At 68.5% G+C, this 13516-nt stretch carries 14 protein-coding genes; 6 read left to right on the forward strand and 8 right to left on the reverse strand.

Features of this window, described 5'->3' with window-relative positions; all coding sequences use genetic code 11:
- Positions 1-49: 49 nt before the first annotated feature.
- Genes WA670_RS27695 through WA670_RS27705 form a run of 3 tightly spaced genes read left to right on the forward strand, consistent with a single transcriptional unit; the run spans position 50 to position 1965 of the window.
- Positions 50-391, forward strand: a complete 342-nt coding sequence (locus WA670_RS27695) for a hypothetical protein (protein ID WP_238604690.1) — start codon at positions 50-52, stop codon at positions 389-391.
- Entirely contained in the window at positions 283-1392 is a 1110-nt protein-coding gene (locus WA670_RS27700) for a DUF4041 domain-containing protein (protein WP_238604691.1), read from the forward strand. The genes WA670_RS27695 and WA670_RS27700 overlap by 109 nt, the downstream gene beginning before the upstream one ends.
- A gap of 3 nt (positions 1393-1395) precedes the next feature.
- On the forward strand, positions 1396-1965 hold the full coding sequence (locus WA670_RS27705; RefSeq protein ID WP_238604692.1) for a DUF2510 domain-containing protein: 570 nt from the start codon (positions 1396-1398) through the stop codon (positions 1963-1965).
- Between the two features lie 73 nt (positions 1966-2038).
- Here WA670_RS27705 and WA670_RS27710 read toward each other — a convergent pair whose 3' ends face one another.
- The 6 genes from WA670_RS27710 to WA670_RS27735 form a co-directional block, all read right to left on the reverse strand.
- Positions 2039-2524: a hypothetical protein gene (locus WA670_RS27710; protein ID WP_336159288.1), complete on the reverse strand. Its 486-nt coding sequence runs from the start codon at positions 2522-2524 to the stop codon at positions 2039-2041.
- Positions 2521-3549, reverse strand: a complete 1029-nt coding sequence (locus tag WA670_RS27715; protein WP_336159289.1) for a DNA polymerase III subunit beta family protein — start codon at positions 3547-3549, stop codon at positions 2521-2523. Before WA670_RS27715 ends, WA670_RS27710 begins: the two co-directional genes overlap by 4 nt.
- A 240-nt stretch (positions 3550-3789) precedes the next feature.
- Positions 3790-5220: a pyridoxal phosphate-dependent decarboxylase family protein gene (locus WA670_RS27720; protein ID WP_336159290.1), complete on the reverse strand. Its 1431-nt coding sequence runs from the start codon at positions 5218-5220 to the stop codon at positions 3790-3792.
- Positions 5221-5342: 122 nt separating this feature from the next.
- Positions 5343-6182, reverse strand: coding sequence for a hypothetical protein (locus WA670_RS27725; RefSeq protein WP_336159291.1), 840 nt, complete (start codon positions 6180-6182; stop codon positions 5343-5345).
- An 18-nt stretch (positions 6183-6200) separates the two neighbouring features.
- On the reverse strand, positions 6201-6809 hold the full coding sequence (locus WA670_RS27730; protein ID WP_240014197.1) for a CatB-related O-acetyltransferase: 609 nt from the start codon (positions 6807-6809) through the stop codon (positions 6201-6203).
- Positions 6810-7421: 612 nt separating this feature from the next.
- A complete protein-coding gene (locus tag WA670_RS27735) occupies positions 7422-8051 on the reverse strand; it encodes a DUF5701 family protein (RefSeq protein WP_336159292.1) in 630 nt (209 codons plus the stop codon).
- Positions 8052-8147: 96 nt separating this feature from the next.
- On the opposite strand from WA670_RS27735, the gene WA670_RS27740 reads away from it, so the two are divergent.
- Both WA670_RS27740 and WA670_RS27745 read left to right on the forward strand, forming a co-directional pair.
- On the forward strand, positions 8148-8774 hold the full coding sequence (locus WA670_RS27740) for a TetR/AcrR family transcriptional regulator (RefSeq protein WP_134664851.1): 627 nt from the start codon (positions 8148-8150) through the stop codon (positions 8772-8774).
- A gap of 138 nt (positions 8775-8912) precedes the next feature.
- Positions 8913-10436: an MFS transporter gene (locus WA670_RS27745; protein WP_336159293.1), complete on the forward strand. Its 1524-nt coding sequence runs from the start codon at positions 8913-8915 to the stop codon at positions 10434-10436.
- Between the two features lie 96 nt (positions 10437-10532).
- Here WA670_RS27745 and WA670_RS27750 read toward each other — a convergent pair whose 3' ends face one another.
- Positions 10533-11378, reverse strand: coding sequence for an SAM-dependent methyltransferase (locus WA670_RS27750; protein WP_037817855.1), 846 nt, complete (start codon positions 11376-11378; stop codon positions 10533-10535).
- 84 nt (positions 11379-11462) lie between these two features.
- Entirely contained in the window at positions 11463-12491 is a 1029-nt protein-coding gene (locus tag WA670_RS27755) for a pyridoxal phosphate-dependent aminotransferase (protein WP_205670044.1), read from the reverse strand.
- Between the two features lie 225 nt (positions 12492-12716).
- Here WA670_RS27755 and WA670_RS27760 point away from each other — a divergent pair, with 225 nt between their 5' ends.
- Complete coding sequence (locus WA670_RS27760; protein ID WP_037817858.1) at positions 12717-13475, forward strand: GntR family transcriptional regulator; 759 nt, start codon at positions 12717-12719, stop codon at positions 13473-13475.
- The last annotated feature ends 41 nt before the right edge of the window (positions 13476-13516 follow it).

The following is a 13516-nucleotide window of genomic DNA, read 5'->3' on the forward strand; positions in this document are numbered from 1 at the left end:
GGAGGACGCCGCGGGAAGGTCTCTCGCGCGCAGGGGGAAGGCATCGGAAGTGGCTCTGTTCGGCAACCGGGAGAACCCAGAGGTGATTGCGCTGCAGCAGCAGCTGGCCGCGGCGCACGCGACGATCACCGAACTGCGCGGATGGGTCGGCCACTTGCGCGGTGCGGGGACGGCTGGCCTCGAAGCGGAATTGCGAGACCTGCGGTCGGCGGTCGAGCGGACGAAGCGCGAGGCAGCGCAATTGGCCGCGACGCGCGATCAGGTCAGCGCGGAGACCGTGAAGTGGCAATCGACTCTGGTCGAGACCCGGGAACTGGCGCTGCTCCAGGAAGCCGGAGTCTACGAGTACGCGCACCCGCCGACGACTCGGTCGAGTACAAGGACGAACTGAAACTGCTCCGGGACCGGATCAAGCTCGAAGCGCGGGCTGATGCGGTCACCTGTCAGGTCGACTGGGCGGTGAACGGCTCGGTCAAGGAAGGCCAGCGGCTCGGCCGCGACATGGCCAAGCTGATGTTGCGCGCGTACAACGCCGAAGCGGACAACGCGGTCCGCGTGGTGAAGCCGCACACCCGCGAGTCAGTGAAGAAACGGCTGACGACCACGCGGAATACGATCGGGCGGCTGGGCGTCCTCATGCGGATCGCCGTTTCGGACAGCTATCACCGGCTCCGGCTCCGCGAGATCGACCTGACCGCGGATTACCTGGCGAAGGTCGAAGCCGAGCGCGAGCAGGCGCGGGCCGAACGCGAACGGCTTCGCGAAGAAGCCAAGGTCATGAAGGAGATCGAGCGCGAACGAACCCGGCTCGCGAAGGAACGCGCGCACTACGCGGCCGCTCTGGCCAAATTGGAGGCGAAGGGCGATTCGGAGGGCCTGGCCCGGGCGCGAGAACAGATGACGGCCGTCGACGAAGCCATCGCCGGAGTCGAGGCGCGCGCGGCCAACATCCGGGTCGGGCACGTCTACGTGATTTCCAACGTCGGCGCGTTCGGCCCGGGCGTGGTCAAAATCGGCATGACCCGGCGGCTCGAACCGCTCGACCGCGTCCGCGAACTCGGCGATGCCTCAGTGCCGTTCCGGTTCGACGTCCATGCGCTGGTCTTCTCCGAGGATGCCGTCGCGCTGGAAACCGTTCTGCACCAACGGCTGAGCCACAAGCGAGTGAATCTGGTCAACCTGCGGCGGGAATTCTTCTACGCGACTCCGGCGGAAGTGAAGGAGCACTTGATCGCCGTCGGCGACGCGCACGTCCTGGAATACACCGATGTCCCAGAGGCAATCGAGTGGCGGGCATCGGATCCGGGACGGCGCGATGCGCGTGACGAATTGGTGCCGGTCGGCCCGTGGGCTTCCGCTGACGGCGATCTCAGCGACGACGGTGGTGAATGAGGCGTGACTCGCCCGCAGGTACCGTCGCGCCCGCCGGCCTGGCTGCCGGATCCTCTCGACGACGCCTTGGTCCGATATTGGGACGGCTGGCACTGGACCTTCCACACCGCTGTGCGCCAGGCAGCGGCCCAGCCCGAGGCGGCGTCGATCGCCCCGGAGCGGGCACCGGAACTGCGTCCGGACATCGCCAGAGCGGTCAGCAGAGTCAGCGGCCTGCTCGCGGGAGCCAGGAAGGAGATCGCTCTCCTCGCGGACTATCTCCGGCCGGAGGAAGAGGTTCTGGCTCTGAGCGGGGCACAGGGCGACGGGCTCGGCGTTCTGGCCTGCACGAACCAGCGGCTGCTCTTCCTCTTCGTCGGGATCGTGCGGCGCCAGCTCCTTGAAGTGAGCTGGAACGAAGCCAAAGCCGCGATTTACAACCGGTCGACGAAGAACCTCGCGGTGTATACGACGAAGCCCACCAAACGCGCGGTTCCTGCGATGTCTGTCCGCGTGGCCAACGTTTCGGATGCTGCTGCGCTGGTCGAGGCGGCTGAGGCTGCTTCGGCAGCGCCTCGGCTCGACGTCGTTTAGGGCTCGCACAGGCACTGGTGCGGCCTGCTCCCGCGTCCCGGCGAAGATTGGGCGCTGTCGAGCCTTGTCCCGCCTATCCGACCCCCGGTGCCGTAACACGTCGTTCGGTGGATCGGCGCTCGATCGCTTCCGCGACGCCGTCGATCGCCTGGCGGATCATCGCGCCATATCCGTCGTCGGCCAGTGCGTCATGACATGCTCGCGCTGCGGCGAGCTGTTCCGCCGCTGCGGAGAATGAGCCCAGGCGGCGGAAGTTGTCGGCCAAGTTCAGGTGCAGTGACGGGTAGAAGCCCGCGATCCGGAGCCCAGCGTCGTGGGCTTGGACGTGCTCGTCGGTGACCGTCGCGGCGGCGTCCAGGGCTCTGACATCCCAGACCAGTGCCTCTGCCGGGTCAGCGAACAGATCTGCTTGGTAGTGCGCGAGAACGCAGCGGTAGAACGGATCGCCGCCCGGGCCGAGTTCGTCCCACAGTTCCTGCAGACGCGCTCGCGCTACGTCCGGCGCGCCCGCTCGGCCTTGCGTCACCGCGGCGGTGATCTCGGCCATCGTGTCCGTCATTCGGCAGTTCCTTTCACTGGCATGGCAAGGGTGGTCAGGTCGCCGTCGTCGGCAGAGCGCACGACGACTGGCAGGTGCGGGCCCGCGACGTCCAGCATCACGTCCGGGCCGACGGCGGTGCTGATCGCCGGGTGCAGCGTGCTCGCGGCGAAGGAGAGCGAGATCGGCGGGCCGGTGACGTCTGCGGGGATTGCTTCGGTGCCGACTATGACGGCGGTGGCGGAGAGGTCCAACTGGATCTGCGGGGTGTATTGGCGCTCCAGACATGCCACGAGTGCGTTGCGAGATATCACTGCCCGCGTAAGGACTTCTGGCAGTGACGCGAGCATCAGGCGGTAGTCGGGGAAGTCGTCGGTGAGCGTGCGGCACGTTCGTACGGCGTCGCCCTGGAAGGAGATCTCGTCGGCGTGGAGGCTCAGGTGGAGTTCGTGTTGCCGGCGCGTCCACGGCATTGCTAGCCGCAGGTCGTCGGCGTCGACGGTCGCGGTCCAGGTGGAGGTGCTTGGTACGGCTGGGACCAGGGTGCGGGTCGAGAGGCGGTATCGGTCGGTGGCGGTGAGCACGATCGCCTCTGGGAAGACCTCGAGGTGCACGCCATTCAACGCGGGGAGGTCCTGCGTCGTCGCGGTCAGCACCTGCTCGACGGCGGCGGTGAACACAGGGCCAGTGAGCCGGGCCGACGGGGTCGGTGCTGGGGTGCCCAGCGTGGCTTTCACCGCCGCGGCGGTTTTCCGAGCCTGGTGCACCTGAGATACCAACCCGGCGACGTGGTCGTCGATGATCCGCGACGCTTCGGCCGGGTCGGCGGTGAGGACCGCGCTGACTCGCTCCAGTGGCAGCCCGATCTCCCGCAACCGCCGGACGAGCAGTGCGGCCGAGACCTGGCCGGGGGAGTAGTAGCGGTAGCCGGATTCCTCGTCGACCCGGATCGGGCGCACGAGTCCGGAATCGGCGTAGAAGCGCAGCGCGCTGGCGGTGAGGCCGCAGCGGCGGGCGAACGCTCCGATGGTCAGCAGGTCGGGCACCCGCCCATCATCGGGGTTCAAGCAGCTTGAAGGTCAACCGCAGCACGGTGACCACGGGATCGTGCTAGTACAGACGGGTGACCGACCCGATCGAGGAGGCGGCGCTGTCCGGTGGGCGCGGTTGCTCGGTCTGGCTGCTCGGCGACCAGCCAGCGCAGGCAGAAAGGATGCCCGGCCGGATCGGCGTAGTCCTGGGAGGGCTTCCTTCGGCCTCCTTCAGCACGGTGGCGCCGACCGCGCTCAGACCCGGTCCAGAAGATCGCGCAGCCGCACGATGTCCTCGGTTCGCGTGCGCCAGCTGATGACGCACACCCGCAACGCCGGTCGTCCCGCGACGCGGACTGGGCTCACCCACGCGGAGCCGGTGGCGTTGACCCGGTCCGCGAGGTCGCTGTGCCACTGCCAGGATTCCGCCGGATCGGCCGGTGCGTCCGCGCGCGTCACGCAGACGATCGGCAGCGGCGTGTCGTTGATGGCGAGCCAACCCGCGCCCGTGAGCTGATCCCGCAACTCCTGCCCGAGCGCCGCGTCGTGTTCGATCTGGGCGCCGTAGCCGGAAACTCCGTATGCCAGCAGACTCAGCCACAGCTTCAGTCCGATGAACCGCCGCGACCATTGATTGCTCGTCGTGTACGGGTCTGCAGTGTCGTCCACTTGGCCCGGCATATACGAGGTCGACACGGTGAACGACGAACTCAGCTCGGCTCGGTCGCGGGTGAAGAACATCCCCGCGCCCATCGGCACTGACAGCCACTTATGCGCGTCGACGGTGATCGTGTCCGCGCGTTCGATGCCGGTCAGCACGCCGCGCAGCCGATCCGACAGGCAGACGGCTCCGCCCCATGCCGCGTCTACATGGAACCGCAGACCGGCGTCGTGTGCGAGGTCGGCGATGCGCGGCAACGGGTCGAGCATTCCGGCCCCGGTAGTCCCGGCCGTGGCGACGACGAGGAACGGCGCCTTGCCGTCCCGCCGGTCTTCGGCGAGCAAGGCTTCGAGCGCGGCGACATCCATCCGGCCGCTTGCGTCGGACGGCACCAGTCGGCACGCGTCGCGGCCGAGACCGGCGGCGTGGGCGATTTTCAGCCAGGCCAGATGGGAATCCGCACCGGCGTAGAACACTGGCGCGGCGTCGAGGGCGCGCAGGCCGCCGGTGCTGTACTCGGGAAACGCGTGGGTGAGGGCGGTCAGCACCGCGGTCGCGTTGGCCTCCGCGCCGCCGCTCGTGAAGTGGCCGCCCGCGGTGGCCGGGAGGCCGAGCCGCGCGGAGAACAGGTCGATGCACCGCTGTTCCGCCTCGACCGCGAACGGTGCGTGGCTCCACGCAGCGAGCTGCGGATTCACCGCCGCGGTGATGAGATCTCCGGCGACGCCTGCCCAGGTCGCGGACGGGTTGAACAGCCCGAAATACCCCGGATGATCGGTGTGCACGGTCCAGCGATCGAGCGCGGCGAGCACCTCCGGGACGGCCTGTTCAAGGTCTTCCGGCTTCTCGAGCGGGTACTTGTCGAGCCAGGCGCGGATCTCCGCGGCGTCGGCGGTCACCGGGCTCGCTGGGTGCTCCGGCCGCGTGCGCCATCCCTCGACCAGTTGATCTACGACACCGTGCAGCAGTTTTGCCGCCGATTCCGCGTCCGTCGCCACCCCGCCGCGGTCCTGCTCGCTCGTCATCAGCCCTCTCCCCAGATTGTGCTAGCACGTAACAGGTTCTGTACTAGCTTGAGACGAGGCTAGGTGGCCACGAACAGCGCCGCAAGGAAGTAAATCCGGCCATTGCTGGCCCGATTCGTGCGCTAGGCCAGGGTGAGTGCGTCGTCGATGGTGGCGTCCAGGAACGCGAGCGTGTCGCGTCGCCGGGCCAGGGGATTCCGATAGCTGCGCCGCCCTTCCGCGCCGCCGGTGCGCAGGCTCAAGCTTTCGGCGATGATGCGCTGCCAGCGAGGGTCGAATTGCCTTGCTGCATAACGTCCTGCGCCAGTTTTGGAGGTCGGCTCCCCGGTGGCGACGAGATGGTGAAGACGGCTCACCCCGAGCACCGCCCACACCGGGAACAGCGGGCTCATCCCGAGCGCGAGCGACAACGCACTGGTGCGCCGGTTCTTCTCCCACCACGGCCGCCAGTAGCTGCTCAGGTTGTCGACAGTGAACGCGCGCAAGGCATCCTGATCCGCCCACACGTCCACATCGGACGGCTCCGGTCCGCGCAGCGCGATCCCGCGCCTGGCGAGTTCGCAGAACGTCACCGGGTTGAGACCGTCTCGTCCCGCCTCGGTGAAACGGCTTTCCTGCGCGCACGGAACGTCCGGGCAGTTGTCGGGTCCGGCAGCGAGATCGGCCCAGGTGAGCACGGAGCCGTCGAAATGCGGTTTCGGAAACCGGGTGACTGTCGTGGCATGAGCCTGCGCCAGCGCTGAGATCTCAACCCGATCCGGACGTCGATCAGTGACCGCGACGAAATCGATGTCGCTGGCCGTGTTCAGCCGTCCGCGCCCGGCGCCGCGGGCGTGGAAGTCGCCGAAGCAGACCGAACCGACCAGGTAAAAACCGGTCACCAGCCCGGGTGCGGCTCGGTCCACTGTGGACAGAAACAGTGTGGTGCTCCGGCGGACTTCCTCAGGTATCTCACTCGGCACGCCTGCCACGTTACCGAGTTACGCGAGTTCGGCGGCGGCCCTCGCCAGGTCGTCGACGCTGCCGGACATGACCGTGCGGACGTGCTTGGTGAGGTGGTCCAACGGCCAGTCCCACCACGCGATCGCCAGGAGGCGTTCGACGTCCTCGTCGCGATACCGGCGGCGGATCAGCTTGGCCGGGTTGCCGCCGACGATGCCGTAGTCGGGCACGTCGTCGACCACGACCGCCCCGGACGCGACGATCGCGCCGTGCCCGATGCGGACGCCCGGCATGACCATCGCCCGGTAGCCGAGCCAGACGTCGTTGCCCAGCACCGTGTCGCCGCGGCCGGGCAGGCCGGTGATGGCGTCGAAGTGCTCGGCCCAGTCGCCGCCCATGATCGGGAACGGGAACGTCGACGGCCCGTCCATCCGGTGGTTCGCGCCGTTCATGATGAACCGCACGCCCTCGCCGAGCGCGCAGTACTTGCCGATCACGAGCTTCTCCGGCCCGTAGTGGTACAGCACGTTGCGAGTCTCGAAGGCGGTCGGCTCGTCCGGGTCGTCGTAGTAGGAGAACTCGCCGACGTCAATCAGCGGCGACGTGACCAGCGGTTTCAGCAGCACCACTCGCGGCTGCTCGGGCATCGGGTGCAGGACGTTCGGATCGGGGGAAATGGGTTTTCTCCTCGCGGTGACAGGCTCGGCGGCGGGTTCAACGGCGGGCTCGGCAGGGGTGGCGGGTTCAGCAACGAGCGATGGCTGGTTCGGCGGTGGGCGATGGCCTGGCTTAGCGGCGAGCAACGGCGGGATTCAATGGCGGACGGCGGCAGGTTCGGCAGCGGACGGTGATGGATGCGGCGGTGGGCGGCGGGTTCAGCGGCGGACGGTGAGGGGCTCGGCAGTGGGGGCGGCGGGCGGTGGGCGGTGACAGGTTCGGCGGAGGGCTTAGCGGCGAACGGCGACAGGTGCGGCGGTGGGCTGGCTTAGTTGCGAGCAGCGGCGGATTCATCGGCGGACGGTGGCAGGTTCGGCAGCGCGCGGTGACGGGTTCGGCGGCGGACGGTGAGGGGCTCGGCGGTGGGCGGCGGGTTAGGCGTGGGCGGTGACAGGCTCGGCGGAGGTCGGCGGGTTCAGCGGCGAACAGCGGCGGGTTCGGCGGCGGACGATGGGTTCAGCGGCGGACGGTGACAGGCTCGGCGGAGGGTTGAGCGGCGAACAGCGGCGATTCAGCGGAAGGCTCGGCAACGAACAACGGGCTCAGCAACGCGCGGCAGCAGACCCGAAACCCAGCCACGTGTGCCGGTTGCCCCACCAGCACCAGCCAACCTTCGGGGCGTTGCGGCGTTCGCTGCCGTCGCGGCCGGTGCCGTTGCTGATCCACAGTGCCGGCGTGCGGGCGTCGAACTTGCCGTTCTCCTTGCGCGGCCGGGAGCCGATGGTCATGAAGCAATGGTTGCGCTCGAGCGCCGACGGCTGCTGGAGCACCCAGTGAATCCCCTCGGTGAGCAGCAGCGGACTGCGCCCAGCCTTGGTGATCGCGGGCAGGGCTTCCTCGGGGCTCCAGTTGGCCATCTCGTCGCCGCGGTCGAGGCCGGTGACGAGGTACAGCGGCGCGTCGGGCAGGTCGATGTCACGCGGCGCGAACTGGTCGACGTCCGGCATGTCCGTGACGACGAATCCGGCCTTTCCTTCGCGCCGGAGCAGCGGCGAGAGCGCCGACGCGGGTGCCCGGTCCTGGTGGACCGCCAGCAGCGCACCGGCCGCGGCGTGGTGCTCCGCGGCGAAAGCACGCAGGTCGTCGGCGGAAAGCTGGGCGATCTCGGGCACTACCAGCGCGATGAGGTGGTCTGCCTGGTCCGCGAGCGACGGGAGGGCAGCGATCGACAAGTGGTTCTCCTTCGGGCTATATTTACGTCGGTAGTAAAAGTATGCCGAGTCTCCACATGGGTGTCAAGGTAAATTTACGTCGGAGGTAAGTTTTCGATGGATGTGGGCCTGCGGGAAGCCAAGAAGCAGGAGACGCGCCAGCTGATCTCCGACCACGCGACGCGGCTGTTCCTGGAGCAGGGCTTCGAGGAGACGACGATCGCGCAGGTCGCGGCGGCCGCGCGGGTCGCGAAGAAGACGGTGACCAACTACTTCGCCCGCAAGGAAGACCTGGTCCTCGACCATCAGGACGAGTTCGTCGCGACCCTGGCGGCGGCGGTGTGGGCGCGCGAACCGGGGGAGTCGGCGCTCGCGGCGCTGCGGCGGGCGTTCGAGGCGGCGGTCGCGACGAGGGACCCGGTCGTCGGGTTCGCCGGGCTGGAGTTCAGCCGGATGATCGCCGAGAGCCCGACGCTGTCCGCCTGCCTGCGCGGCCTGCACGAACAGCGGGAACGGGCGCTGGCCCAGGCACTGGCCGACGCAGTCGGCAGCCCCCGGACGGACATCACCGTCCGCACGGCAGCCGCGGTGCTGGGGGCCGTGCACCACAGCCTGTTCCAGCGGATCGAGGAGCTGACGCTGGCCGGACGGCCCGCCGACGAGGTCGCGGAGACGGTCGCGGCGGAGGCGGCGCGGGCGTTCGACCTGCTGGAACCTGCGCTGGGGGACTACGCGGTGGCCTGATCCGGGGAGCCTCCGCAGACAGTGTTCGAGCAGCCGCCTCCCCGCCGTCCGAAGAAGTTTTCCCGGTGATGTCGATCCGCGTGCACCCCGATCGTCGCTTCAGTGAGACGACTGGAAAGACACGCAGGGGAGACAGAAATGAGCGCCGGACGACGCGAGTGGCTGGGCCTGGCAGTACTGGCCTTGCCGACCGTGCTGTTGTCGCTGGACATGAGCGTGCTGCACCTCGCGGTTCCGCACCTCGCCGCGGATCTGCGGCCGTCCAGCACGCAATTGCTGTGGATCATCGATATTTACGGCTTCATGATCGCCGGATTCCTCGTCACGATGGGCACGCTCGGCGACCGGATCGGCAGGCGGAAGCTGCTGATGATCGGCGGCGGCGCATTCGGGCTCGCGTCGGTCGCGGCGGCGTTCTCGACCACTCCGGAGATGCTGATCGCGGCGCGGGCCGTGCTCGGGATCGCCGGGGCGACGCTCATGCCGTCGACGCTCGCGTTGATCAGCAACATGTTCCCGAACCCCAAACAGCGCGGCACCGCGATCGCGGTGTGGATGAGCTGTTTCATGGGCGGCATGGTGGTCGGCCCGGTCGCGGGCGGGTTCCTGCTGGAGCATTTCCGCTGGGGTTCGGTGTTCCTGATGGGCGTGCCGGTGATGGTCCTGCTGCTCGCGACCGCGCCGAAGCTGGTTCCCGAATACCGCGACAACGCCGCCGGGCGCCTCGACCTCGCCAGCGTCGCCCTGTCGCTCGCCGCGATCCTGCCGGTCATCTACGCGCTCAAGGAAATCGCCAAGAACGGCTTGTCCCTGACCGAAATCGTCGTGCTCGTCGCGGGGCTCGCGGTCGGCGTGGTGTTCGTCCGGCGGCAGCGGCGGCTCGAGCATCCGCTGCTGGACCTGCAGTTGTTCCGGGTGCGCGCGTTCAGTGCGGCGGTGGCGATCATGCTCGTCGGCGCGGTCACCATGGGCGGCGTGTTCATGCTGGTCAGCCAGTATCTGCAGATGGTCGCCGGGCTGAGCACGGTCGACGCGGGGCTGCTGCTGGTTCCGCAGGCGCTCGCGGTGGTCGCCGGGTCGATGATCGCGCCGCGGCTGGCGCGCCGGTTCCGGCCGGAATTCGTACTGGGCTTCGGAATGCTGATCGCGGCGGGCGGAATCCTGTTGTTCACGCTCGCCAATGGGGCAGGCGGGGTGGCTTTCGTGGTGCTGGGCATGTCGGTCGCCAGCTTCGGCATGGGGCCGCAGGGCGTGCTGTGCACCGAAATGGTGGTCGGCTCGGTCCCGCCGCAGCGGGCCGGCGCGGCTTCGGCGATGTCGGAGACCAGCGCGGAATTCGGGATCGCCATGGGGATCGCGGTGTTCGGCAGCGTCGCGACGGCGGTGTACCGCGACCAGATCGCGGTACCAGCCCACGTGCCCGCCGCGGCGGCTGCCCAGGCGACCGACAGCATGGCCGGTGCGATGGAGGCGTCGGCGACGCTGCCCGGTGCGACCGGCGAACAGCTGCTGGCCACGGCACGGGACGCGTTCAGCTCGGGGCTGCACACGGTCGCCGGGATCGGCGCGGCGATTGTCGTGGTGTTCGCGGTGGTGGGGATGGCCGCACTGCGGCGATCCCCGGCGGCGAAGGCAGCGGAACCGGTGCCGGTCGCGTCGTAACCTGTTGTGCGGTCAGAGGTTTCCCCGTGACAAGAGGGCCGGTGGTCCAGCCGAGCGTTCAGCCCGGCCGGACCACCGGCCCGCAGTCGTAAGATCTCAGGGTTTCCGCGCGACCCCGACCGCCACGATCCGCTGAGCGACCGTCGGCTCGCCCAGCAGCGGGCCGTCCGGCCACCATTCGACCACCGGCACGATTTCCGCGGGTTTGTTCGGACCGCTCGGGATCAGCTCCATGTCGTGGAACAGTTCCTTGATTTCGGCGCGGGTGCGGGACGAGACGTCCTTCATCGATCCGTTGTGGACCGATTCGATGATGCCCTGCACCGCTTCGTCGTCCTCGGAACCGTCGTGCGGGTCGAGCAGGTGCGAGATCGCCACGTACGAACCGGACGGGAGCCGGTCGATGAATTCCTTCGTCACCTTTCCCGGAAGCTCGCGGTCGCCGGTCTGGTGGTGCAGGGCCAGCAGGAACAGCACCGCGATCGGCTCGTTCCAGTCGAGGTGCTCGGTGACCGTCGGGTGGTCGAGAATGCTCGGCGGGTCGAAGAAATCCGCCTGGATGTATTCGGTGAATTCGTTCTCGTCGAGCAGCGCCCGCCCGTGGCTGGCCACCACCGGGTCGTAGTCGACGTAGACGACTTTCGTCTGCGGGTCCGCGCGCTGGACGATCTGGTGCACGTTCTCCGCGGTCGGCATGCCGGAACCGCAGTCGATGTACTGGCGGATGCCCGCGTGGTAGGCGAGGAACCGGCAGATCCGGGTCATCAGGTGCCGGTTGACCCGCGCGGTTTCCGCGATGTCCGGCATCACCCGGGCGGCTTCCCTGGCGACCTGCCGGTCGATCTCGTAGTTGTCTTTCCCGCCCAGCAGATAGTCGTAAACGCGGGCGGCGCTCGACTCGTTCGGGTTGACCCCCGGCGGTGCGTTGACGGCGTCGGTCACGACGCGTACCTCCCGCGTGTTGACACGGTGATAGATGCCACACCGAGAGTAGCGGACTTCGGGGACGCCGCGAAACCGGTGCGGCTAAGACTCCAGCAGGGCTCGTTTCAGCGCGCTGACCAGCTCCTCCAGCACGGGTTCCGGTGCGCCGAAGGTGAGCCGGACGTGCGTGTCCGGAGCATGCAGGTCGGCGCCGCGGATCGCGGTGACTCCGTTGCGCAGCAAGGCTCGGTCGATGTCTTCCGGGGCAGCGCCGAGCCGGCCGCAATCGGCGAGCAGGAACGCGCCGCCGCCGGGGCGCACTGGTGCGGGGAGCCCGCTGGCCGCGATGCCGTCGCACACGAGGTCGCGCTTCCGCTGGTACGTCACGAGTTCGCGGTCGAGCCACTCGCGCGGTCCGGTGAGGGCGGCGGCCGCCGCGTGCTGTGCGACCGCGCCGCAGCAGACGGCTTCCCATTGCAGGCGGCGTTCCATCGCGTCGATGATTTCCGGCGGGGCCAGCACATAGCCGATCCGCCAGGTCGCCAGCGCGTAGTACTTGCTGAGGCTGGTGACGGTGATCAGGTGCGGCCACTCCCCGGCCGCTCCCTCGATCGGATGGTGTTCGTTCCGGTCATAGGCGAAGTGCCGCCACGAATCGTCGGAGATCACGACAAGGCCGTGGCGGGCGGCGAGGCCGACCACCGCGGCGATGGTTGCGGCATTGGGGAGGTAGCCGGTGGGATTGACCGGATTGCACAGGAGAATGGCGCGGCTGCGCGGGGTGACCGCGGCGGCCATGCGGTCGAGATCGAAGGTCCAGTCCTCTCGGGAGGGGACGTACGCGGGCACGGCGCCGGATTCGCGGATCGCCCCGTCGAAGAAGTACGCCGGGGTCGGCACGATCACCTCGTCGCCCGGCTCGAGGACGGTGCGCAGCACAAGGGAAAGCCCGTGCTGCGCGCCGTGTGTCACCAGCAGCCTTCGTTCGGGATCGATGCCGGGACCGAGTTCCGCGGCGATGGCCGACCGGAGTTCGGGAAGGCCCCGGCTGTCGCGCGGGTCGGGTTTGTCCATCGCCAGCCGGACGGCCTCGCGGACGTGTTCGGGCATCGGCAGGACCGGGGCTCCCACGAGCGGGAGCATCCGGACGCCGGTGCGGCGGGCCCGGTCGCGAGCGCTCAGCGCGCCCAGTGCCGGGACATCGCGAGAGGCGGGGAGAGTCCAGGAGGTCGAACTGCTTCGCGGCATACGAGCAGCTTCGCACATTGAGATATCAGTATCAACGGTAGATATCTTTGGAGGTCTCTGAAGATGTACCCGTGCCATATCAACCAGCAATACTGGTATTCTGAGTGGGTGTCCGACATCCACGACGTTCTCACCGGCACGCCGCACATCCCCGCGCTGCTGCTGGTCGGCCAGGACGAATCCGGCCTCGACCGGACCAGCCAGGCGTACCGGGCGATCCGCCGGCAGATCATCGATCTGACGCTGCGTCCCGGCAGCAGTTTCACCGAGACCTCGCTCGCGCAGCAGTGGCAGATCAGCAAGACGCCGGTGCGCGAGGCGCTGGCCCGGCTGCGCCGAGACGGTCTGGTCAGCGCGCTTCCGCGCGCGGGCTACCTCGTCAGCTCGATCACGTTGCAGGACACCGACGATCTCTGCGGCCTGCGTACGCTGCTGGCCGCAGAGGCGGCTGCCGAAGCGGCCCGCAACGGCATCTCGGTGCCCGCGATCGAGCGGCTCGAAGTGCTGTCGAAAATCGCATCGGACTACGTCCCGGGCGAGACGGCGCTCGACGACTGGCTGCCGGTCGGGATCGAATTCGAGGCCATCATGGCCCACTTCAGCGGCAACAGCCGGCTCGTCAAATCGCTCGTCGACGTCCTCGACGAACTGGAACGGGTGCTGCGGATGGTGTTGATGATCGCTCCGGACGTCGCGAGCCCGCCGGGCGAACTGCACGCGATTTTCGAGAGCCTGCGCGACCGTGACGCGGAGGGTGCGCGCTTCTCGATGCGGGCCCGGTGCGAGCGGGTGCGCCGTGACGTGCTCCAAGTGCTGACCAAGAGCACTTCGGTCAGCAGGGCGAACATCGAAATACCGCTGAATTGACCGGTGCGGTCCGGGGAGCACGGTCTCCCCGGACCGCACCG

Source organism: Amycolatopsis sp. VC5-11 (assembly GCF_037034185.1).
Lineage (GTDB): Bacteria > Actinomycetota > Actinomycetes > Mycobacteriales > Pseudonocardiaceae > Amycolatopsis > Amycolatopsis nivea.